The organism is Mucilaginibacter sp. SG538B, from assembly GCF_013376065.1.
Lineage (GTDB): Bacteria > Bacteroidota > Bacteroidia > Sphingobacteriales > Sphingobacteriaceae > Mucilaginibacter > Mucilaginibacter rubeus.
Genome location: NZ_JABMJI010000002.1, coordinates 661,575 through 681,263, shown reverse-complemented (window position 1 = coordinate 681,263; position 19,689 = coordinate 661,575). Strand labels below are relative to the sequence as shown.

At 42.0% G+C, this 19,689-nt stretch carries 17 protein-coding genes and 1 tRNA gene; 7 read left to right on the top strand and 11 right to left on the bottom strand.

Annotation, left to right across the window (positions count from 1 at the left end; all coding sequences use genetic code 11):
• Nucleotides 1–20 precede the first annotated feature (20 nt).
• The 8 genes from dinB to FHW88_RS12335 form a co-directional block, all read right to left on the bottom strand.
• Nucleotides 21–1,139: a DNA polymerase IV gene (gene dinB, locus FHW88_RS12370; protein ID WP_176626794.1), complete on the bottom strand. Its 1,119-nt coding sequence runs from the start codon at nt 1,137–1,139 to the stop codon at nt 21–23.
• A gap of 401 nt (nt 1,140–1,540) precedes the next feature.
• Nucleotides 1,541–2,707, bottom strand: coding sequence for a toxic anion resistance protein (locus FHW88_RS12365; protein WP_090531250.1), 1,167 nt, complete (start codon nt 2,705–2,707; stop codon nt 1,541–1,543).
• A gap of 87 nt (nt 2,708–2,794) precedes the next feature.
• On the bottom strand, nt 2,795–3,409 hold the full coding sequence (locus FHW88_RS12360; RefSeq protein WP_090531247.1) for a TerD family protein: 615 nt from the start codon (nt 3,407–3,409) through the stop codon (nt 2,795–2,797).
• A 4-nt stretch (nt 3,410–3,413) separates the two neighbouring features.
• Nucleotides 3,414–3,968: a TerD family protein gene (locus FHW88_RS12355; protein ID WP_176625729.1), complete on the bottom strand. Its 555-nt coding sequence runs from the start codon at nt 3,966–3,968 to the stop codon at nt 3,414–3,416.
• Nucleotides 3,958–4,803 (bottom strand): phosphoribosyltransferase family protein, encoded by an 846-nt coding sequence (locus tag FHW88_RS12350; protein ID WP_176625727.1) that lies wholly within the window; start codon nt 4,801–4,803, stop codon nt 3,958–3,960. Before FHW88_RS12350 ends, FHW88_RS12355 begins: the two co-directional genes overlap by 11 nt.
• Nucleotides 4,800–5,495, bottom strand: a complete 696-nt coding sequence (locus tag FHW88_RS12345; RefSeq protein ID WP_176625725.1) for an HAD family hydrolase — start codon at nt 5,493–5,495, stop codon at nt 4,800–4,802. Before FHW88_RS12345 ends, FHW88_RS12350 begins: the two co-directional genes overlap by 4 nt.
• A gap of 132 nt (nt 5,496–5,627) precedes the next feature.
• A complete protein-coding gene (locus FHW88_RS12340) occupies nt 5,628–6,293 on the bottom strand; it encodes a TerD family protein (RefSeq protein WP_176625723.1) in 666 nt (221 codons plus the stop codon).
• A gap of 4 nt (nt 6,294–6,297) precedes the next feature.
• A complete protein-coding gene (locus FHW88_RS12335) occupies nt 6,298–6,873 on the bottom strand; it encodes a TerD family protein (RefSeq protein WP_090531232.1) in 576 nt (191 codons plus the stop codon).
• 387 nt (nt 6,874–7,260) lie between these two features.
• Between FHW88_RS12335 and FHW88_RS12330 the strand changes: the two genes are divergently transcribed.
• The 7 genes from FHW88_RS12330 (at nt 7,261) to FHW88_RS12300 (ending at nt 16,821) form a co-directional block, all read left to right on the top strand.
• A complete protein-coding gene (locus FHW88_RS12330) occupies nt 7,261–7,992 on the top strand; it encodes a hypothetical protein (protein WP_176625721.1) in 732 nt (243 codons plus the stop codon).
• Nucleotides 7,993–8,072: 80 nt separating this feature from the next.
• On the top strand, nt 8,073–10,847 hold the full coding sequence (locus FHW88_RS12325; protein ID WP_176625719.1) for a TonB-dependent receptor: 2,775 nt from the start codon (nt 8,073–8,075) through the stop codon (nt 10,845–10,847).
• A 9-nt stretch (nt 10,848–10,856) separates the two neighbouring features.
• Nucleotides 10,857–12,032, top strand: a complete 1,176-nt coding sequence (locus FHW88_RS12320; protein ID WP_090531222.1) for a DUF4249 domain-containing protein — start codon at nt 10,857–10,859, stop codon at nt 12,030–12,032.
• A gap of 47 nt (nt 12,033–12,079) precedes the next feature.
• Nucleotides 12,080–14,464, top strand: coding sequence for a hypothetical protein (locus tag FHW88_RS12315; protein ID WP_176625717.1), 2,385 nt, complete (start codon nt 12,080–12,082; stop codon nt 14,462–14,464).
• Between the two features lie 186 nt (nt 14,465–14,650).
• Nucleotides 14,651–14,724: transfer RNA gene (locus FHW88_RS12310), tRNA-Asp, on the top strand.
• Between the two features lie 250 nt (nt 14,725–14,974).
• Nucleotides 14,975–16,192 (top strand): site-specific integrase, encoded by a 1,218-nt coding sequence (locus FHW88_RS12305; protein WP_176625715.1) that lies wholly within the window; start codon nt 14,975–14,977, stop codon nt 16,190–16,192.
• Between the two features lie 71 nt (nt 16,193–16,263).
• A complete protein-coding gene (locus FHW88_RS12300) occupies nt 16,264–16,821 on the top strand; it encodes an ORF6N domain-containing protein (RefSeq protein ID WP_255485322.1) in 558 nt (185 codons plus the stop codon).
• A gap of 70 nt (nt 16,822–16,891) precedes the next feature.
• Here FHW88_RS12300 and FHW88_RS12295 read toward each other — a convergent pair whose 3' ends face one another.
• The 3 genes from FHW88_RS12295 to FHW88_RS12285 are packed head-to-tail and all read right to left on the bottom strand — an operon-like array spanning nt 16,892 to nt 19,676.
• Nucleotides 16,892–17,680 (bottom strand): metallophosphoesterase, encoded by a 789-nt coding sequence (locus FHW88_RS12295; protein WP_176625713.1) that lies wholly within the window; start codon nt 17,678–17,680, stop codon nt 16,892–16,894.
• A 47-nt stretch (nt 17,681–17,727) separates the two neighbouring features.
• Complete coding sequence (locus FHW88_RS12290) at nt 17,728–18,783, bottom strand: hypothetical protein (RefSeq protein ID WP_176625711.1); 1,056 nt, start codon at nt 18,781–18,783, stop codon at nt 17,728–17,730.
• Entirely contained in the window at nt 18,780–19,676 is an 897-nt protein-coding gene (locus tag FHW88_RS12285) for a tyrosine-type recombinase/integrase (protein WP_176625709.1), read from the bottom strand. The genes FHW88_RS12290 and FHW88_RS12285 overlap by 4 nt, the downstream gene beginning before the upstream one ends.
• Nucleotides 19,677–19,689: the final 13 nt, after the last annotated feature.

The window sequence follows — 19,689 nt, the reverse complement described above, 5'->3', positions numbered from 1 at the left end:
GCCCCTGCATAACCAAGTTTTTACAACTCCAATTCCAACTGATCTCCCGGCCCAAGCTCCTTATCATCCCGCCGCTTAACCGGCAATTCGCCAAAGTTTGAAAGCGAAATGCCCAACAGCCGCACTTTTACATCATCAACACCTGTGGCAGCCATCAATTGTTTGGCCGTATGGCTGATTGTTTCCAGATCGTTTACCGGTGTGGGGAAGGATTGATTGCGGGTGATCTGTTTAAAATCGTGGTATTTTACCTTGAGGGTAATGGTGCGGCCTTTCAATTCATATTTAAGCAGCCGGTTATGTACCGTGATCGCTATTTTATCCAGTTCAGCCTCCATTTCCTCAAGAGTTGTCAGGTCATAAGCGAAAGTATCTTCGGCGCCCAGTGATTTGGTTTCGCGGTGGGGTTGCACTTCGCGGTTATCAATGCCGCGCACTATCTGGTAGTAAAATTTGCCAACCTTGCCAAAGTGTTTTACAAGGTCACTTTCTTCCATTCGTTTCAGATCGGCTCCGGTGTGCAGGCCCATCTGTTTCATTTTTTGAGCGGTTACCTTGCCTACACCAAAGAATTTTTCGACGGGCAACTGCTCCATAAAATTTTCGATGCTTGATGGTCCGATAAACTTCAGGCCATCGGGCTTATTGATGTCAGATGCTATTTTGGCTACAAATTTATTGATAGACACTCCTGCCGATGCGGTGAGCTGCAGTTCGTCTTTAATAGCCTGTTTGATAAGTTTGGCTATTTCAATGGCCGAGCCGATGTCCTGCTTATCGTTGGTTACATCCAGGAAAGCTTCATCTAAAGAGAGCGGTTCTATCAGGTCGGTATAACGGCTAAATATTTCCCGGATATGCTGTGATACCTCCCGGTATACATTAAACCTTGGCCTTACAAACAAAGCATGCGGGCAAAGCTGTAATGCCTTTTTCGATGACATTGCCGATCGGATGCCAAACTTCCGGGCCTCGTAACTGGCGGTGGCTACCACCCCTCCCCGGCCTTCGGGCAAACCGCCCACCACCAAAGGTTTACCCCGGTATTCCGGAAAATCCCGCTGCTCAACCGACGCGTAAAACGCATCCATATCAATATGGATAATTTTACGATGGGTATTGGGTGATTGCTCGGTCATGGTGATAAGAACAAATATAGGCAGGTTGCAGGTTTGCTGCAATTGAGCTAAGGCTGCAATTGTGGGGATTGAGCAGAAAGTGGCTGGATATGCTCGAACAGCTTCCATTTTATAAACTGCTTAAAGAGCAGAAAAAAGGACGGCCCAAAACAAAGAAAGTTATAATAATTATTGATAATCAATAGATTAAATGTTTGTCTTTAGGTTTAAGCAAAAAGAAAGGCAGAACCCTTCACCGGTCTGCCTTTCAAAAAAATAGAAATAAAACTATGAGAGCAAAAATACATAAAGTTTGCCTTTACGGGCAAACTACGTTCTGCCCTCAATCTCAAAAAAACAAACTCATTTTTATTGCTTTCGCTTAAATTGACGGTTATGCCCGGAAGGGAGTTGGGTGGGCCTTAACTCACACTCGTTACCGTTTTTTTCAGTTCTGTTTCCAGGTTTTGAAGCTCGGTATTTAACGTGCGGCGATTGGCCGTGCCTTCATCGTGGATCCGTTTTACCTCAGTAAGGGTTTCAATAAGAGATGAAGTGGTCTTTTTCAGTGTATCTAACGATACTACCGTTTTTTCATTTTCGCGGGCTACATCAATACTGTTTTGTTTCAGCATTTCGGCATTCTTTTGTAAAATGGTATTGGTGGTATCCGAGATCTTTTTCTGCATCTCCACATTCTCTTTCTGACGGTTGAGGGCAACAGCTATGGTGAGCTGGTTTTTCCAAACCGGGATTGTGGTTGATACAATAGACTGTGCTTTTTCGGCAATGGTGGTATTGTTGTTCTGCACTACACGGATCTGTGCCAGGGATTGCAGCATAATAAAGCGAACCACTTTCAGGTCGGCAAGGCGTTTATCAAGGCGGTTCACAAAATCGCGCAGATCGGCAATTTCATAGTCCTGGTAGCCTGTCGGGTTACCGTCCATCACAGCCAGTTTTTCGTTAAGCTCATTGTATTTGAGCTGCCCGGCAATGATCAGGTCTTCCATTTGCTTGATATAAGTAACGTTGCTGTCAAACATGGTTTGCAGCGAGCTGTTATCCTTTAACGAATTAACGCGGCCTGCCTTGATCTTATTGGTGATCTTATCGATGTTATTAACCACAGTATCGTATTTCTGGAAAAGCTTTTTGGTATCAACCACCAGCTTTTTCATGAACGGGATATGTGATATAAATGAAGTGAACGCGTTTTGGTTCAGCTCGTCAACGTCAATATAATTAAGCTCGGTAAGTAACTCGTTAATCAGCCCGCCTACTTCGCCAGAGTTATAGGTACGTACCGAAGTAAGGAAGTTATTGCTGTATTTCTCCATGGAGTTTTGTACCTCAACACCATAGTTCAGTATCGAGTTAACATCGGCTGGATTGATATCTTTCCCCATTTCACCGTACTTTTGCAGGTCCTGGTTTGGTATAGCGTCAAGGTTGACATTACCTTGCTTATCCACCTTCATAGGCACATTGCCGGTTGGTGCGGCTGCCGCCGGAAGATCCAGATTGGTTGGAGTGATCAGCGGTGGTATATTTAGATTTAGTTCATCATTGTTTGGTGCACTTTCCATAATCTTATTATTAATGATTTAGTAGTACTTTATTGGCTGATCTTAAGCGCCATTCGGCTTAATACTTAAGATCAATGAATTAAACTTTTACAAGTAAGTTGCGGTTACAGTTTTCACTGTTTCTTCCAATTTACGGTCGCGGGTTGGTTCGCCGATGGCATTAAATTTCCACTCGCCGTTCTTTTTGTAAAACACGCCCATCACCATAGATACATGGCCTGCAAAATCTTTGCTGTGCGCAATATCATAAGTAGCGAAGATTTCGTTAACACGGGTTGGCGTACCTTCATAAATACGGATAGAGGCAAACGGTATAGTGCCGAAGTCCTGGCCACGGAAGCTGTTTAACACAAAGGCTACATAGCTTATGGTTGGGCTCAGCGTAGCAAAATCAACGGTGATCACTTCATTGTCCAGTCCGTCGTTGCCGGCCATATCGCCGGTTAGGTCATCACCGCTGTGCCTTACAGCGTGGTCTTTTGAACGCAGGTTTCCGAAGTAGATTACATCAACCAAACGTTTGCTTTCATCATATAAAATGCAGCTGGCATCAAGGTCAACGGCCTCTTTGGTAGTGCCAAAGCCAAACAGGCCTTTTCTTTCTATCGCGCCCCAGTTTATCCCAACGCATACATTTTGTAATTTGCTGCCGTTACTTTTTTCAAGGCTGATCCGCTGTCCTTTTTGAAGATTGATAGCCATAATTTTAGTTGTATTTGTTTAAATAATCCTGTAAGCCGCCTTTCATACCGGCACCCACAGCTTCAAATTTCCAGTTGTTATCTTTTTTATAGATACGGCCAAATTCAACCGCGGTTTCTATCGAAAAGTCTTCTTCCAGTTCGTATTTCAAAATATCGACGTTAGTAGCCGAGTCAAAAATGCGGACAAAAGAGTTGCGTACCTGACCAAAGTTTTGGCGGCGGCTTTCGGCCTCATGAATGGTTACCACAATGCAGATCTCAGTAGCACGCGGATCGATCTTTGAAAGATCAACAATGATCTGCTCATCGTCACCGTCACCTGCACCGGTCAGGTTATCGCCGGTATGCTCAACAGCGCCATCCGGAGACTTTGAGTTATTATAGAAAACGAAAAAATCGTCGGACAGTATTTTCTTATTATCGCCCATGATGAACACCGAAGCGTCCAGGTCAAAGGCCGAGCCTGTTGATGAGCTGTTTGTATCCCAACCAAGGCCTATCGTAAATTTAGGGGCACCAATGGTTTCCCTTTGGCCTTTTTGCAAGTTAATTGCCATGCTGAATTAGTTTATTATTGTTTATTAATAGGTTTTGTTTAATAAAGTTTAAGTTAGGTGTATAGGCTTCAATGGTATGATAACCATTACCCAAAGCCATATCATACAGCAAGTTTATGAAATTGCTGCCTTGATCTTGTATAAAGATGCAAAAACTTTCGTGATCGTAATTTAAAATATATTTTACTATGCGGGTGTTGATGCAAAAATTAGTGCCCTTAATGATATCATTTAAATGGTAAATGTTTTTAACATGATGATAGTTAAGATAATTCTCAATATTGGGGTGGATGTTTTTGTTCACCAGTTCGGCAAAGTACAGCATGTAAATATCGTTCTGTAAACCGTATTCATTTACCATTTTCATGATCATACGCTCATGACTGCCGGTGATCTTGATATCATCTAAAAAAAGCGGGGTTTTGTCTTTAAGAAAATCCTTATCAATATGAAACGAATCGTTACCTATTAAATTAATCCTTTGCTCGGCATCCAGCTCGCCATAATCTTCCTTATAAGTTATGGTGCGATGAACCTTCGTTTCCTGTACAACCGGGTAACCATGATGGGCCAGCCAGCGGTTAAGCCTGCACACAAAGTGGTTTTTCATTGCAAAAGTAGCCGTAGGAATAAATGAGTATGGGCTTGATATAACTACGATCTGTTTTTCTATTGGCTGTTTAGTTAAGATTTCGCTGATAAAGCCATCTGCCAGATCGGTGCCGAAGTAGCGGGATACCTCGCCATCGCCAAATTTAAAGCGACTGTAATCATCGGCATCGAAACCAAAATGTGTTGCGCTGTTGATATGATGTAATGAGTAGGTAGCTTTCATAAACTTAATAAGGTTAAAATGGATAAGTTGTTTGAATTGATGAGCAGGCTATCAAGGCCTGCATCTTTAGCCCCCGCTATATCTGCCGCCGGGTTATCGCCTATATGTATGATACCTGACCGGTCTATCTGCTTTGGTTTATTACACTCTTTAACTTTTTGCACCATCAGCTTAAATAAATCCCCGTTTGGTTTCGACATCCCCTCCTCGTCCGAATAGATCTGAAAGTTAAAGAACGTATCCAGCCCTAATTTAACCATTACCTTGCGGAGCGTTTGTCCTTTTATAAAGCCTGTATTACTTAAAATACTCAATGAGCAATCACCTTTTTGTTTTAGATGCTGTAGCACCTCAATTGTTACAGGTGAGTAAAGCACCGGCAGATAGTAAAACAGCAGGGTTTCCATGTCGGCATACAGCTTATCGATATTAACATCGGCAAGCGGATACTGGTTATCATTAATTGCGCCGATCACCATCAGGTACATTTCGTCCGCGTCAATGTTTTTACCAGTACGTTCGTTCACGGCATTGCACATGAGGTCAACCTGCCTGAAAGCCCTTGCTACATCGTCGATGCTTTTACCGCCGGGATTAAAATCCCGGTGAAAGATCTTAGTGCGTTCTATCTTAAAGTACGGGTTTGACTTGATCAGCGTGAGCCACAGATCAAATGAATAGTGCTGGTACATTTATGTTTAGGTAGAATTAAACTTAACCAAAATGTCATTGCGAGCGTAGCGTGGCAATCGCTTGCTATACAGAGCGGCTATGCTTACGTGCGATTGCTTCGTCGTTCCTCCTCGCAATGACATGTTTTTATATTAATAGTTTCGAAGCAATTCCGAAAGACTATCAGTTCTATGCGGATCACCTATGGCACGGAATTTCCAGGTGCCGTCTTTGCGGTATACTTCCGCAAAGGTCATCGAACACATACCGTTATAGGTTGAATCGCCGGAGAGACTGAACTTAGCAATCTCTTTACCATGGCTGTCAACCGCGCGGATGAAAGCATTCTCCACCATGCCAAAGTGTTGATTGTTTTTACGCCCCTGGTAAATGGCTACCAGGAAAAGGATGCGGTCATATTTCGGATCGAGCGAATCAAGCTTTACGATGATCTGCTCGTCATCGCCCTCACCGGCCCCGGTGCGGTTATCGCCGGTAAGCCAGATGTGTCCCGAAGGATGGCGCATCGAGTTAAAGTAAATCACATCTCCCTCGAACATATTGATAGTACGCCCGTTAGCGGTTTGTTTGGCATAGCCGCGATTCGCTACTTTACCGTTCTTGTCCAGCAAAAATGCAATCGCATCCAAATCATATTCTGCCTCTTCGGCACCGCCAAACAGCTTGCCTAAAAAGCCGCCATGTGTTTTCCTAACGTCCCAGCCCAAACCTATAGTTACTGACGACAAGTCGAAGCTTTCGCCTTTATCATTTTTACGCAGGTCAATTGTTTGACCTTTTACCAAATTTATAGCCATTGCCTTATTTGATTATTTGCCCTTTAAAATATTTACTTAAAAAGAAGGCCAGGTCTTCTTTGTAACCCACACCAGATGCTTCAAATTTCCATGCGCCACCGCGTTTGTATAATCTGCCAAACTCAATGGCTGTTTCGATAGAAAAATCCTCGCCCAATTCATATTTGCATACTTCGGCACCCGTTTGGTTATCTAAGATACGAATGTATGAGTCACGCACCTGGCCAAAATTTTGACGACGGGCTTGTGCTTCGTGAATAGTTACCACAAACAGGATCTCCTGGATGCGGGCATCTACTTTAGTGAGGTCAACAGTGATCGATTCATCATCGCCGCCGTCGCTGTTACCGCCTGTTGGGTCATCGCCGGTATGATGTACAGATTGCTCGGGCGAGTCGACATTATTATAGAATACAAAAAATTCATCCTGGGGTACCAGTCGGTTAGCATCGATCATGATAGCCGATACGTCAAGGTCGAAGTCATAACCTGTGCCTTCGTTTGGGTTCCAGCCCAAGCCAACTGTCATTTTTGAAAGGCCGATATCAATTTTCTGCCCTTTTTGTAAGTTAATAGCCATTTTAGTATGTGTTATTTTTAGGTAAAACCTGTGTAGCCTATTGGGTTTGCGCGGCGCTGCAGGTATTGAGCCGGAGACAAACCGGCAATTAAACGCTTAATCTAAGGTAGATGTTTTATTGAGGTGATATTGTAAAATTGTCTACACAAAAATAAGACGATGACAGGGGGCGGTTGTTACAGAAGAGGGGAGATAATTTAGTTGCGTAATACGCAATTATTTAACAATGGTTGTTGCATCTGTTTTAGCTCATTCGTAATAGTACGTTGTAGTCGCCCAGTCGCTTTTTTATGTAACATGATTAATACACTTGCTTTAGCATATTAAGGGAGAGTGGTTTGGTAATTAAGTGAAAGTCATGTAAATTCCGTTTTTATAAAAACCTAAATGGTAAAAAAATCACTCCTGGCCTTAGTTATCACCTGGGGCATAATGGCAAACGGTCATGTTTCTGCACAAACGGGTCCCGATAGCACGGGTTTAGGCCTCGTAATTGCCAATTATCACACTGCTATAGGGCAACAATCACACTTATATAACGGGCCCGAATATGAGTTTTATGATCCCATAATAAAAGGTAACGCATATGTTTTTGACAATAAGTCATTTACGGCTGGAGATGTAAAATACGGGGCAGCGGTTTATCGCGACGTCCCGATGTTATATGACCTGAATAAAGATTTGGTGGTTATACTGCTTTATAATCACTTTACAAAAATTTCATTACTAAGCGAGCGTGTGCCGGAGTTCTGGCTGCTTAACCATCATTTTATACGCATTACTACCGATTCGACAGGCCAGGCCCGCCTTGCTACCGGTTTTTATGATCAATTATACCAGGGAAAAAAGATCGGGATCATTGTAAAAAGGGCCAAGAGCATCCAAACCAGCACGGGAAACAACACCATCGAATCTTTTTTTAGCGAAACCAAAGATTATTATGTTAAAAAAGGGGATAACTATTTCAGCTTTAGCGGAAAGAGCGGACTGTTAGATATTTTTAAGGATAAAAAGAAGGAGTTGCGGCAATATATAAAAGCCAATCATATCGACTTTCGCGAAAATCAGGAACAGGCTATAGTGGATGTAACTACTTATTATGATCATTTAACTAATTAATGCGGCGTGCCTTATTATTTAATAACAGGGCAAAAAATAATATAGCATTAATGTATACGGCAGGAAAATAAAATAACCGGATGAAAAAAATTTACTTTCTAAGTTTCTGTTTTTTGATTTTAATTAAACTGTGCCAGGCCCAGCAGGGTCCGGTAAAATCAATCAGCGTAAATTTTCAACAAGCTACTATTGAGCAGTTTGTAACAGAGCTGGAAGCAAAATCAGGCTTTCATTTTTTTTACGACGCCATGCAGTTTGACAGTTTGAAAGTAACTCTGCAGGCAACCAATAAACCTATTGAAACCATATTGAGCCAGGCTTTTAAAAACACCGGTTTTAGTTTCGCCATAACCAAACACCAGCAGGTGTTTTTAACTAAAGGGCGCGAAATACAAACCGGGCTGGCGGTAGGTTATTTTGGCATTACAACTGCCAATGCAACTGCAGCAAATATAAGTGTATCCCCCGCTAATGTTGATCTTGATAAAGATAAAAAGATCCCCGAAGCAACAACTGAAAATAAGCTATACGAAATAGGGATCAAAACCAACACTATTGAGGCGGGTACGGCAACGCTTTCGGGATATGTAAAGGAAGCAAAATCGGGCGAATCTGTAACAGGTGCCAGCATATATGTAACCAATACCAAAACGGGTGTGGCTACCGACCAGTTTGGCTATTTCACTATCAAATTACCCAAAGGCAGGCAGGTTTTAAGCGTTAGGGGCGTTGGCATGCGCGATACCCGCAGGCAGATCATCCTTTACTCGGACGGTAAGATCATTATTGAAATGCAGGAGCAGGTAACCAGCCTTAAAGAGGTAAAGATCTCTGCCGAGAAAGTGGCTAATGTACGTAATGTTCAATTGGGGGTGAACAGGCTTGATATTAAAAGCATTAAACAGGTACCTACGGTATTTGGCGAAGCCGATATATTAAGGGTAGTGCTTACCCTGCCCGGCGTTCAATCAGTAGGCGAGGCTACCACGGGTTTTAATGTACGCGGGGGCTCGGCCGATCAGAACCTGATCCTGATGAATGACGCCACCATTTATAACCCCTCGCATTTTTTCGGCTTCTTTTCATCATTTAACCCCGATATAGTTAAAGATATCGAACTATATAAAAGCAGTATCCCCGAAAGGTTCGGCGGGCGTTTATCATCGGTGTTGGATGTTACCAATCGTGAGGGTAATAAAAAGAAATTTACCGGTTCGGCAGGCATTGGTTTAATCACCAGCAGGCTTAATGTTGAAGGGCCTATCATCAAGGATAAAACCTCGTTTTCATTCGGAGGCCGTACCACGTACTCCGACTGGCTCCTTAAACTCCTGCCCGATGCCTACAAGCACAGTTCGGCTTCATTTTATGATCTTAACCTGGATATAAGCCACCAGATTGATGATAAAAACAACCTGTATCTAACCAGCTATATAAGCAGAGATAAATTCAGGCTTAATAGCGATACTGCTTATAGTTACAGCAACAGGAATATCAACCTAAAATGGAAGCATAATTTTAATAACAAACTATTCAGTGTTATTACGGCCGGGATAGACAAGTACCAATATGATGTTTCAAGCGCCGATAACCCGGTAAATGCTTATAAGCTGAATTTTGATATTAACCAAAGTAATTTTAAAACGGATTTTACCTATTACCTTAACCGCAAAAACACTGTCGATTTTGGGTTAAGTTCCATTTATTATAAGCTCCATCCGGGCAGCTTTCAGCCTCTTGGCCCCCAATCATTGGTAGCTCCTGATGTTATTTCCACCCAACAGGCGCTGGAAAGCGCCTTATACCTCGGCGATAAGTTTGACGTGACCGACGATCTGTCAATAAGTGGTGGTGTAAGGTATTCGATCTATAATTTCCTGGGGCCGCAAACAGTGTATAACTATGCGCCTAACCTGCCCAAAACAAGCGCCAACCTGTTGGATAGTACCTATTACGCAAATGGTAAGTTTATTAAAACTTATTCGGGCCCCGAAATCAGGCTTTCGGCCAGATATCAACTGGGCGATAACCTATCGATCAAGGGCGGCTATAACACACTCAGGCAGTATATTCACCTGTTATCAAACACAACAGCTATATCCCCCACTGATGTTTGGCAACTAAGTGATCCCAATATCAAACCTCAATATGGTGACCAGGTATCATTAGGCCTTTATCATAATTTAAAATCAAACACCATTGAAACGTCGGTCGAGGTTTACTACAAACGATTAAGGGATTATCTCGACTATAAGAGCGGCGCTAACCTCGTATTAAACCATCATATTGAAACGGATGTGGTAGGTACAAAAGGCAAAGCATATGGAATTGAGTTTTTAGTAAAAAAAGCCACCGGGAAAGCCAATGGGTGGATCAGCTATACTTATTCGCGCACGTTTTTAAGACAAAATGATCCTAATGCCGGCGATTTGATTAATGGGGGGGCTTATTATCCTGCAAATTTTGATAAGCCACATGCTTTTAATTTTATTGGTAACTACAGGTTTTCACATAGGTTCAGTGTTTCTTTAAATCTTACTTACAGCACGGGCAGGCCTATTACCCTGCCTATTGCCAAGTATGAGTATGGTGGTTCCGAGCGGGTATTTTATTCGGACAGGAACCAATACCGCATCCCGGATTATTTCAGGTCGGATTTTTCAATGAACATAGAGGGCAACCATAAAGTGCACCAATTAACCCATAACTCATTTACAATAGGGGTGTATAACTTAACCGGCAGGCAAAACGCGTATTCGACATTCTTTACAGAGCAGGGAGGGGTCATTAACGGGTATAAGCTGTCCATATTTGCCAAGCCTATTCCATTTATTAATTACAATATCAGGTTTTAATTGAAAGCGATGAAAGGAAAACGATATATATTAATTTTATTATTGCTGGGGGGCATATACAATGCCTGTAAAAAGCCTTATAACCCTAAAATTGTTGACTCTCCCAATCATTACCTGGTTGTTGAAGGGGTAATAAACAATGGCAGCGATTCAACCATAATAAAATTAAGCAGAACGGTTAACATCTCAGGCAATGTAAGCACAAGCGGAGTTGATAATTGCGCGGTATCTGTTGAAGCCGAGGAGGGAACAGCATATTCACTTACACCCCGGGGAAATGGGACTTATGTTATACCGGCGCTTAACCTGGATGTGTCAAAAAAGTACCGTGTGCATATTATCACTAACGATAATAAAGAGTATGCGTCTGACTATGTTGAGGTAAAAAAGACACAGCCAATTGATAGCATAGGGTTTAATATTAAAAATGGCAACATGCAGGTTTATGCAAATACGCACGATGCTTCCAATAGCTCCCGATATTATAGGTGGAGTTATGAAGAAACGTGGCGCTTTCATGCTAAATATCAATCGGCCTATATGGTTGATCCTGTGGCTAAAGCAGTTGTTTTTCGGCCACCCAGTGAGTATAATTATTACTGCTTTGCGGGGGCCAAATCCAGTACCATAGTTATAGGATCATCAGCTAAGCTGTCACAAGATGTAATATACCAGCAACCGGTAACAACCATAGCCTCAACATCTGAAAAGATTGAAATGCGTTATTCCATTTTTCTGAAACAGTATGCGTTAACCAAAGAAGCTTACCAGTTTTGGGAAAATATGAAGAAAAACACGGAGCAATTAGGAAGTATATTTGATGCGCAGCCATCGCAGTTAACAGGGAATATCCACAATCTTAAAGATCCGGCTGAGCCTGTTATTGGCTATATAAGTGTAACCAACATTCAATCGAAAAGAGTATTTATTGACAATGCCGATCTCCCTCGCGATTGGGCGCCTACATATCCATATGATTGCGGTCCCCTTGATACTGCACTCTTTTTTAATCCCAAAACCAAACAAAATGATGTACTGGGCATCATAATTAATGGTAATGCAATACCTGTGCTTGATATAACCGAGAAAATGAACGTAATAGGTTATACTTATTCATCAATTGAATGTACCGATTGCAGGATCAGGGGACGAGTACAAACTCCCTCATTTTGGAAAGAGAGATAAAAAAGTTTATGAATGATGCCATGAAAATAAATCAATAAGGTTTGGCTATGAATGAAATTAAAAAACTTGCTGTGGTTCCGATGATTTCCGGCATGTTACTGTTGTCAGTGAACGGGGTGGCGCAAACTATAAGCCAAATCTCCGACAGCTTTAACAAATACTATCAGGCTACTGTACAGGAAAAGATTTTTGTACATACTGACAAAAGCGCCTATATGACCGGCGAAATTTTATGGTTTAAAGCGTATAACGTTGACGCTACTTATCATAAGCCGCTTGGCCTTAGCAAAGTTGTATATGTTGATGTATTGGACAACAAGCAAAATGCCATAATCCAAACTAAAATAGAAATGAAAAACGGCCTCGGGAGTGGCTCTGTTTATATACCAGTATCGGTAAGCAATGGTAATTATAAGTTAAGGGCCTATACCAACTGGATGAAAAATTTTACTCCTGATTATTATTTCGAAAAGAATATTACCATTATTAATCCTCTAAAATCTCCCGAAGCCATAACTAAAGTACAGGCACCGGGCTACGATGTTCAGTTTTTCCCGGAAGGGGGAGATTTGGTCGCGGGTATTAACAGTAAAGTTGCTTTTAAGGTTACGGCATCAGACGGTACAGGCTTAAGTGAATGCAGAGGTTTTATTGTTGATCAGAAGCACGATACGGTAGCGCGCTTCCGGCCATTGAAATTTGGTATTGGCAGCTTTTTATTCACCCCGATAGCCGGGAATGTTTATACGGCTGTTATTAAATCGGGCAATACCCCGGCTGTTATCAAAGAGTTACCTGCCGTTGAAAGTCGGGGTTATGTAATGGCTGTAAAAGATGCAGGTAGCACACGGGTGGAGATCACAGTAAAAGGCGCCGGCGTTGAAGCTGGCGAATTATATCTGTTTGCTCATACAGGCCAATCGGTTAAAGCCGGCATGACAGCACCTTTTAACAACGGCAGTGCCATTTTTACGCTTGATAAAGCTAAATTGGGCGAAGGAGTGTCGCACTTAACAATTTTCAATAGCGCCAGACAACCCGTGTGCGAAAGGCTTTATTTTAAACGTCCCAAACAAAACCTCATTATCGAGGCCTCTGCTGATCAGCCTTCATATACCCGCCGTAAAAAGGTAAGTGTGGACATCGCTGCCAAAGATTTTTCGGGGCGCGTAAAACCTGCTAACCTGTCAATGTCGGTTTATAAGATTGACTCATTACAAAATATTGATGCCGGCGAAATATTCAGCTATCTGTGGCTCAAGTCAGATTTACGTGGAAATATTGAATCGCCAGGCTACTATTTCAAAAATTCCGATGCTGAAGCCGACACGGCCCTTGATAACCTCATGCTAACACAAGGGTGGCGAAGGTTTCAATGGGATAATGTATTTGGTAATAAACAGGCGGCATTTAGTTTTTTGCCAGAGTATGACGGGCACCTGATTGCCGGTAAAATAACCAATACGCAAACCGGTGGTATTGCCAAAGATGTAGTAGCTTATTTAAGTGTCCCGGGAAAACGGGTACAGCTGTATGCCGCAAAAAGCGATTCGACAGGCAGGTTGATTTTTAATACAAGACAACTTTATGGTCCCGGCGAAATAGTAGTTCAAACCAATTCAGAACGGGATACCACCTATCATATTGATATTTTAAGCCCTTTTTCTGAACAATTCGCAAAATCCCCAATATTAAAATTTAACCTAACCCGGGGCATGCAAAGTGCCATTGAAGAACGAAGCCTGGGCACGCAGGTTCAAAATATTTATTTAGGCAATAAGATCAAGCACTTTTATGAGCCGCAGGTTGATAGTTCGGGTTTTTATACAACCCCCTATAAAACCTACCTTTTGGATAACTATACCCGCTTTACTACAATGGAAGAGGTATTGAGAGAGTATGTAAAGGAGGTTTGGGTTAACAGATCGCAAAAACGGTATCACATCAAAGTATTGAATGGTAATGGATTTTTAGATGGCGACCCCTTAGTGATGCTTGATGACGTACCTGTTTTTAACATAGATAAGGTTATGGGTATTGACCCGTTGAAAGTTCGTAAGCTGGAAGATGTTCCGTACCGGTATTATTGGGGACCATCTGTTTACGAAGGAATCCTAAGCTTTACAACTTATAAGGGCGATCTTGGCGGTGTTGAAATAGACCCAAAGGCAGTAGTGCTCGATTATGAAGGTCTGCAATTACAACGTGAGTTTTATTCTCCGGTATATGACACTGAACAGTCAGTAAAAAACAGGTTACCCGATTTCAGAAACCTGCTTTATTGGGGGCCGGATATCAATACTTCAGCCGCTGGTAAAAATCAGTTGTCGTTTTATACGTCTGATCAAACAGGGAAATATATAGGAATTGTACAAGGGGTTACGTTACAAGGTGACATCGCAAGCCAATATTTTAGCTTTGAAGTGAATTAACTACTATTAAATTTCTACAGGATTTATATTTTGTGATTCCTGATTTAATGTTGAATATCAGTAATTTATAGCCACCAAAAAAGGCACACCGCACAAAAAAGTGCTTAATTTTCAAAATAATGAACTTTTTTGAAAAAACAATTTGTGTAGAATAAAATGGTTTGTATATTTGCACACCCAAACGGAGGAGTGGTAGTTCAGCTGGTTAGAATACATGCCTGTCACGCATGGGGTCGCGGGTTCGAGTCCCGTCCATTCCGCAAAATCAATATTGAAATTGAGCAAAACCCTTCAAATGATATCATTTGAAGGGTTTTTTGTTTTTAGACTACTCCAAATTATTCATCTGAAACCATAATTCAGGTGAGTAATCCGGTGAGTCAATTAAAGTAGCTCAATGACTCACCAATTCTGTTGCAACTGTTTGATATGCAGCATGTTCGGTAAATGAACATCTTGCGCTCAAGTGATGAGAAAATTAATTTTGTTTCACTATTAATCCTCATTATTATGAGAACAAACGTCAGTCTGCTTTTCTATTTAAAAAAGCCAAAGCACTACCAATCAGGCCCCATGCCCGTTTACCTCCGATTTACTGTTGATGGTAAACGATCAGAAACCGCCAGCGGAAGAACCTGTGAGCCCTCCCGCTGGAACAACAAAGCCGGAAGACTTACCGGAATGAAAGAAGATGTCCGTGCTTTAAACAATTATCTCGATGGATTACAATCTAAAGCATTTGATTGCCACCGGATCATGACCCTGCATGATGAACTAATCACTGCCGAAACCTTAAGAAACAAGTTTATCGGAAAGACAGATAACGTAAGAACAATTACAGCTGTCTTCGCCGATCATAACAAAAAAATGAAAAACCTGGTAGGGCAGGAATTTGAGAAAAGCACTTTGCAGCGCTACGAAACTTGCTTGATGCACATCAAGGATTTTATGCAATGGCAGTTCAACGTATCGGACCTGCCTGTTACCAAGATTAGCTTTTCCTTTTTAAATGATTTCGAATACTATCTAAGAAGTATTCGCAGATGCGGTAACAACTCAGCTATCAAATACATTAAAAACTTTGGAAAGATTGTTAGAATTTGTCTTGGTAACGGATGGTTAACCGTCGACCCTTATCTCAACTATAAACCAAAAACTTCAAAGGTTAACCGAGTAGCACTAACGAAAGACGAACTCAAAGCCATTTTGGAGAGAGAAATGCCAGTAGAGCGGCTGAAACTGGTTAAGGATATTTTTCTGTTTAGTTGTTATACCGGTCTTGCTTACGTAGATGTGAGTAAGCTTAAACGTTCTGAAGTACTAAGGGGAATCGATGGTGAAAACTGGATATATACGAACAGGAAAAAAACCGATACATTATCCCGGATTCCCTTGCTCCCTGCTGCGCTCGAAATTATGGAACGATACCAGGAAAACCCGCAATGTCAATGCGATGACAGGGTATTGCCGGTATTAAGCAATCAGAAGATGAACGCCTATCTTAAAGAAATCGCCGATTTGTCTGGGATCACTAAAGTACTTACTTTCCATATTGCCAGGCACACATTTGCCACCACCATCACGCTGAATAATGGGGTGCCGATAGAAAGCGTTGCTAAAATGATGGGGCATACCAATATCAAAACCACACAAATCTATGCTAAGGTGATGGATCATAAGATCAGTGAGGATATGAGTCTGCTGAAGCAAAAGTTAGCTGCAAGTTGATCTATATCGAATACGGGATAGTCTGCTATCCCGTGTTTCCTAACTCATAAGAAGATTCTGGTAATTTAAAAATGAAGATAACAATGGTAAATAATGACTTAATACCCGAGGAGATCGTAGTAAAACAGATTTACTACATAAGAGGCCAAAAAGTAATGTTGGACAGCGATCTGGCAACGCTCTATCAGGTAGAGACTAAACAATTGAAGAGACAGGTCAGAAGGAATATCGAAAGGTTTCCAGGCGAAGATTTTATGTTTGAACTTACACCAGATGAGTATAGTTTAATTTCAAGGAGCCAAAATGGCACCATGAAACAAGGTTATAATATTAAATATGCCCCGATGGTTTTCACTGAATTAGGTATCAGCATGCTCTCAAGTGTTTTAAACAGTGCATCTGCAATTCAGGTAAACATCAGGATTATGCGAATTTTTATTCGCTTACGCCAAATACTCTTAGATAACACAGAGTTGAAGCTGGAAATAGAACGTATCAGAACAAAACTGGAAAGCCAGGATAAAAATATTGACTTGCTATTCGGCTATCTCGATGAACTGATCGAAAAAAAATCGCAGCCAATGGACAGAAAAAGAATCGGCTATATGCCGGATACCGATAGCTTTTAAAAAACAGGCATCCTATTTTAGCTCTACGTATTTCAGGAACACTGGCATGGATTCCATGCCAGTGAATCCTTTACGCTATCTGTGCATCAATTGTTATTGTCTTGCCGCGATCAAAATTGCTATGCTCATCCTGGTGTACATATCCGAGTTGATTAGTCAGCAGCTTAGTTTTCCCGATATTAAACTCAGGAGTACCGTCGTGATGATGGCCGTATATCCAGTAGTCAGCACCGCTGTCTTCGATAAAAACATCTAAATCTGTAGCAAAAGCTTCATTTAAAACGCTGTCTAAATATTGCCTGGGATAATGCTGAAATGTGGGCACATGATGAGATACAACGATGGTCCTGACATCCTCATTCCGGTTATCCGCTCCAGCCTTCAATGCAGTTTCGAGAAATGCCAGGGAATCTGAATGCATTTGGTTGTATTTTTCGACCGAGAACAACCTGCCCTCATCTCTGATCACCCTGAAATCCATCATCCCGCGTTCAATATAACGGGCTTTATATTTCGATATTTTCGACCATAGTGTCGTAAAATGGATCTTGACCCGGTTCAATTCAATAGTAGAATTATTAAGCAGCGTCACGTTGGATTTTATCGACTCCTGAAAAGCGCCTGACCTGTTAGCTAGATCGAAATGGTAAAATTCGTGATTGCCGGGAACCCAATACGTATGCTCATAATTGTCGGCAAGTAAACTAAAGAAATCGCTATGGCGGTCAATATCTTTCAATGGTATTATATCGCCCGCCAATAAAAGGATATCTCCATTTACCTGCAAAGGGTTTGAAGCCATATAATTCCGGTTTTCCGGAAACTCCAGGTGAAGGTCTGAGGCTATCTGTAGTTGCATAATTGTAAATGTATTTAGTATTTATTTAACGATGGCACACTCAAGCTTCAGAAATCATTCTTATCCGCATCTTTTAACCATTCATCGTTGGCCGGATTATAAGGATCCAGCCAGTCTGCTTTAGCATTCGCCCAGGCAAACCATTGCGGATCGGGATCCGGCATAGCCAATGTATATTCCCGGATGAGCTGAGACTGCTTCCAGCGTTCGGCATCCCTCATCAATTCTTTAAAAGCTTCTTTTTCCTGTTTCTTTCTGGCTTCAAATTCAGCTTTTTCTTTTCTTTCACGTTCCCAGTTTGCCTGCCAGATCCGCGCTTTCTCCAGGTAAAGTTCTTCCTCTTTTGCAGCCAGTTCCAACTTTGCCAGTATTTTGGGTAATTGCTCTTCCAGCAAAACAGCTTTGAGATCCTGCCATTCCGATTTTAGCCTCGTATCAATTCTGAAAACGACTTTCCCGTTCGGGTGCCATTCATAATCACGATAGGATTTATCATATACCCTCACCTTGGTCGTCCGCTCCCGAAATGTCACTTTTAACCTGATATCGCGTATCACAACATAATTCCCATCGTCATGCAGTTCAAAGAAATAGCCGCATACCCTCACGCATTTGATCAGCGTATCCATAAAGCGGAGTGCACGCCCTACGTTAGCAGGTGAGACTTTGATATCCAGTTCCCGCTTTGCCGTGATTACCATGCCCGGAAAATTCGGATCGGTCAGCCTTTTCAAGCTCTCCCTGGCAGCGAGCGTGACCGGCTCGGGCCTGACGAGACGATCAGGCACTCTGAAAGGCAGCTTTTCGGATGCTATTTTCCTGGTATGAATTTTTAGTTGACAAGCCTTTTTCACAGGTGCACCGGCGGGTCTTTCTTCAAATACAGCTGGTTTATAGATTTTGCCGGTTACGGGCAGCACAGGCTGTTTCAGTTTATGCCCTGCCTGGATCTTAGCCCATTGTCCCCGCTTGGGAACAGGAACGTCCATGCGGATACATAACTTACGAAAGCCCACATCAGATATGATATATTTCTTCGCGATCAGCGTCATGGGTGTTTCCCAAACAAGCCGGTACAACTCTTCACGTGTAAATGTGATCATAATACCGGGGCTGCTGCTTTTAATTCCTCCGTATCGAACTCACCCAGGCTGCGCAAGTATTTCAATGTGATGACCACTGAGGAATGTCCCATGATCTTTTGCACCATATAAACATCCTTTGTTCGGCGAAACACGTCAATTGCAGCAGTATGCCGGAAAGAATAAAGGGTTTGTTTGGGATAGATCAGGCCGTGGCTTAGCATTTTCTTTTTTTCGCGGTTCCATTGCTTTCCGAAATAGGTTTGATTAAAAGGTTCGCTAACACCGCTAAAGATATTGTCTTCCCTTTTTAACGCCTGTAATACCGGATCCAGTTCTTCCCTGACGTAATCTGGCACGTAAACGACACGGATCTTGCCGCCTTTGTTTTCTGAGCCATCCAAATGAATTTCTGTATTGTCTTTCCTGAAGTGTTTCTTGGTTAACAACCTGATCTCTTCATGCGGGCGTAATAAGCAACCGTAAGTCATCAGGCAGCACCGGTAAAGATTTGTATGGTTAGCCTTCAGGAAAGTAAACACAGGCTCTAACTGTTCTTTTTCGTAAGCTAAATGGAGTGTTGCCTTGATTCTCCTGGACTCTGTTCTTTTCGCAGCCATCAAATCCTCGTCGATCATTCTTGAAGCGAGGTTAAAAAGTATGTTCAGCTCCCGCCGCCTGTTCATATAATACGTTGCGGAGGAACTGAAAAGCTGTAAGAACTCTTCGATCCTAGAGGTGGTCAATTCCCGGATCGACATTTCACGTCCTTCTGCTCCGAGAAATTCCATAAAATGGTTAAAAGCGTAGCGTAAATTGTTTTTGTGGTGCTTGCTTAGATCGGATTCGAGCTTTTTATTCAAGGCCTGCTGGAATAGCAGGCCAATTGCATCATTTTTTATTTTTTCGTTCATTAAGCAAAAGTCT

Bases quoted from the DNA above. Each gene is read 5' to 3' on its own strand.
- dinB (WP_176626794.1), bottom strand. From the start codon at position 1,139: ATGACCGAGCAATCACCCAATACCCATCGTAAAATTATCCATATTGAT.
- FHW88_RS12300 (WP_255485322.1), top strand. From the start codon at position 16,264: ATGAAGATAACAATGGTAAATAATGACTTAATACCCGAGGAGATCGTA.
- FHW88_RS12335 (WP_090531232.1), bottom strand. From the start codon at position 6,873: ATGGCTATTAACTTACAAAAAGGGCAGAAAATTGATATCGGCCTTTCA.
- FHW88_RS12340 (WP_176625723.1), bottom strand. From the start codon at position 6,293: ATGGCTATAAATTTGGTAAAAGGTCAAACAATTGACCTGCGTAAAAAT.
- FHW88_RS12290 (WP_176625711.1), bottom strand. From the start codon at position 18,783: ATGATCACATTTACACGTGAAGAGTTGTACCGGCTTGTTTGGGAAACA.
- FHW88_RS12315 (WP_176625717.1), top strand. From the start codon at position 12,080: ATGAATGAAATTAAAAAACTTGCTGTGGTTCCGATGATTTCCGGCATG.
- FHW88_RS12295 (WP_176625713.1), bottom strand. From the start codon at position 17,680: ATGCAACTACAGATAGCCTCAGACCTTCACCTGGAGTTTCCGGAAAAC.
- FHW88_RS12365 (WP_090531250.1), bottom strand. From the start codon at position 2,707: ATGGAAAGTGCACCAAACAATGATGAACTAAATCTAAATATACCACCG.
- FHW88_RS12305 (WP_176625715.1), top strand. From the start codon at position 14,975: ATGAGAACAAACGTCAGTCTGCTTTTCTATTTAAAAAAGCCAAAGCAC.
- FHW88_RS12285 (WP_176625709.1), bottom strand. From the start codon at position 19,676: ATGAACGAAAAAATAAAAAATGATGCAATTGGCCTGCTATTCCAGCAG.
- FHW88_RS12325 (WP_176625719.1), top strand. From the start codon at position 8,073: ATGAAAAAAATTTACTTTCTAAGTTTCTGTTTTTTGATTTTAATTAAA.
- FHW88_RS12360 (WP_090531247.1), bottom strand. From the start codon at position 3,409: ATGGCTATCAATCTTCAAAAAGGACAGCGGATCAGCCTTGAAAAAAGT.
- FHW88_RS12355 (WP_176625729.1), bottom strand. From the start codon at position 3,968: ATGGCAATTAACTTGCAAAAAGGCCAAAGGGAAACCATTGGTGCCCCT.
- FHW88_RS12330 (WP_176625721.1), top strand. From the start codon at position 7,261: ATGGTAAAAAAATCACTCCTGGCCTTAGTTATCACCTGGGGCATAATG.
- FHW88_RS12350 (WP_176625727.1), bottom strand. From the start codon at position 4,803: ATGAAAGCTACCTACTCATTACATCATATCAACAGCGCAACACATTTT.
- FHW88_RS12320 (WP_090531222.1), top strand. From the start codon at position 10,857: ATGAAAGGAAAACGATATATATTAATTTTATTATTGCTGGGGGGCATA.
- FHW88_RS12345 (WP_176625725.1), bottom strand. From the start codon at position 5,495: ATGTACCAGCACTATTCATTTGATCTGTGGCTCACGCTGATCAAGTCA.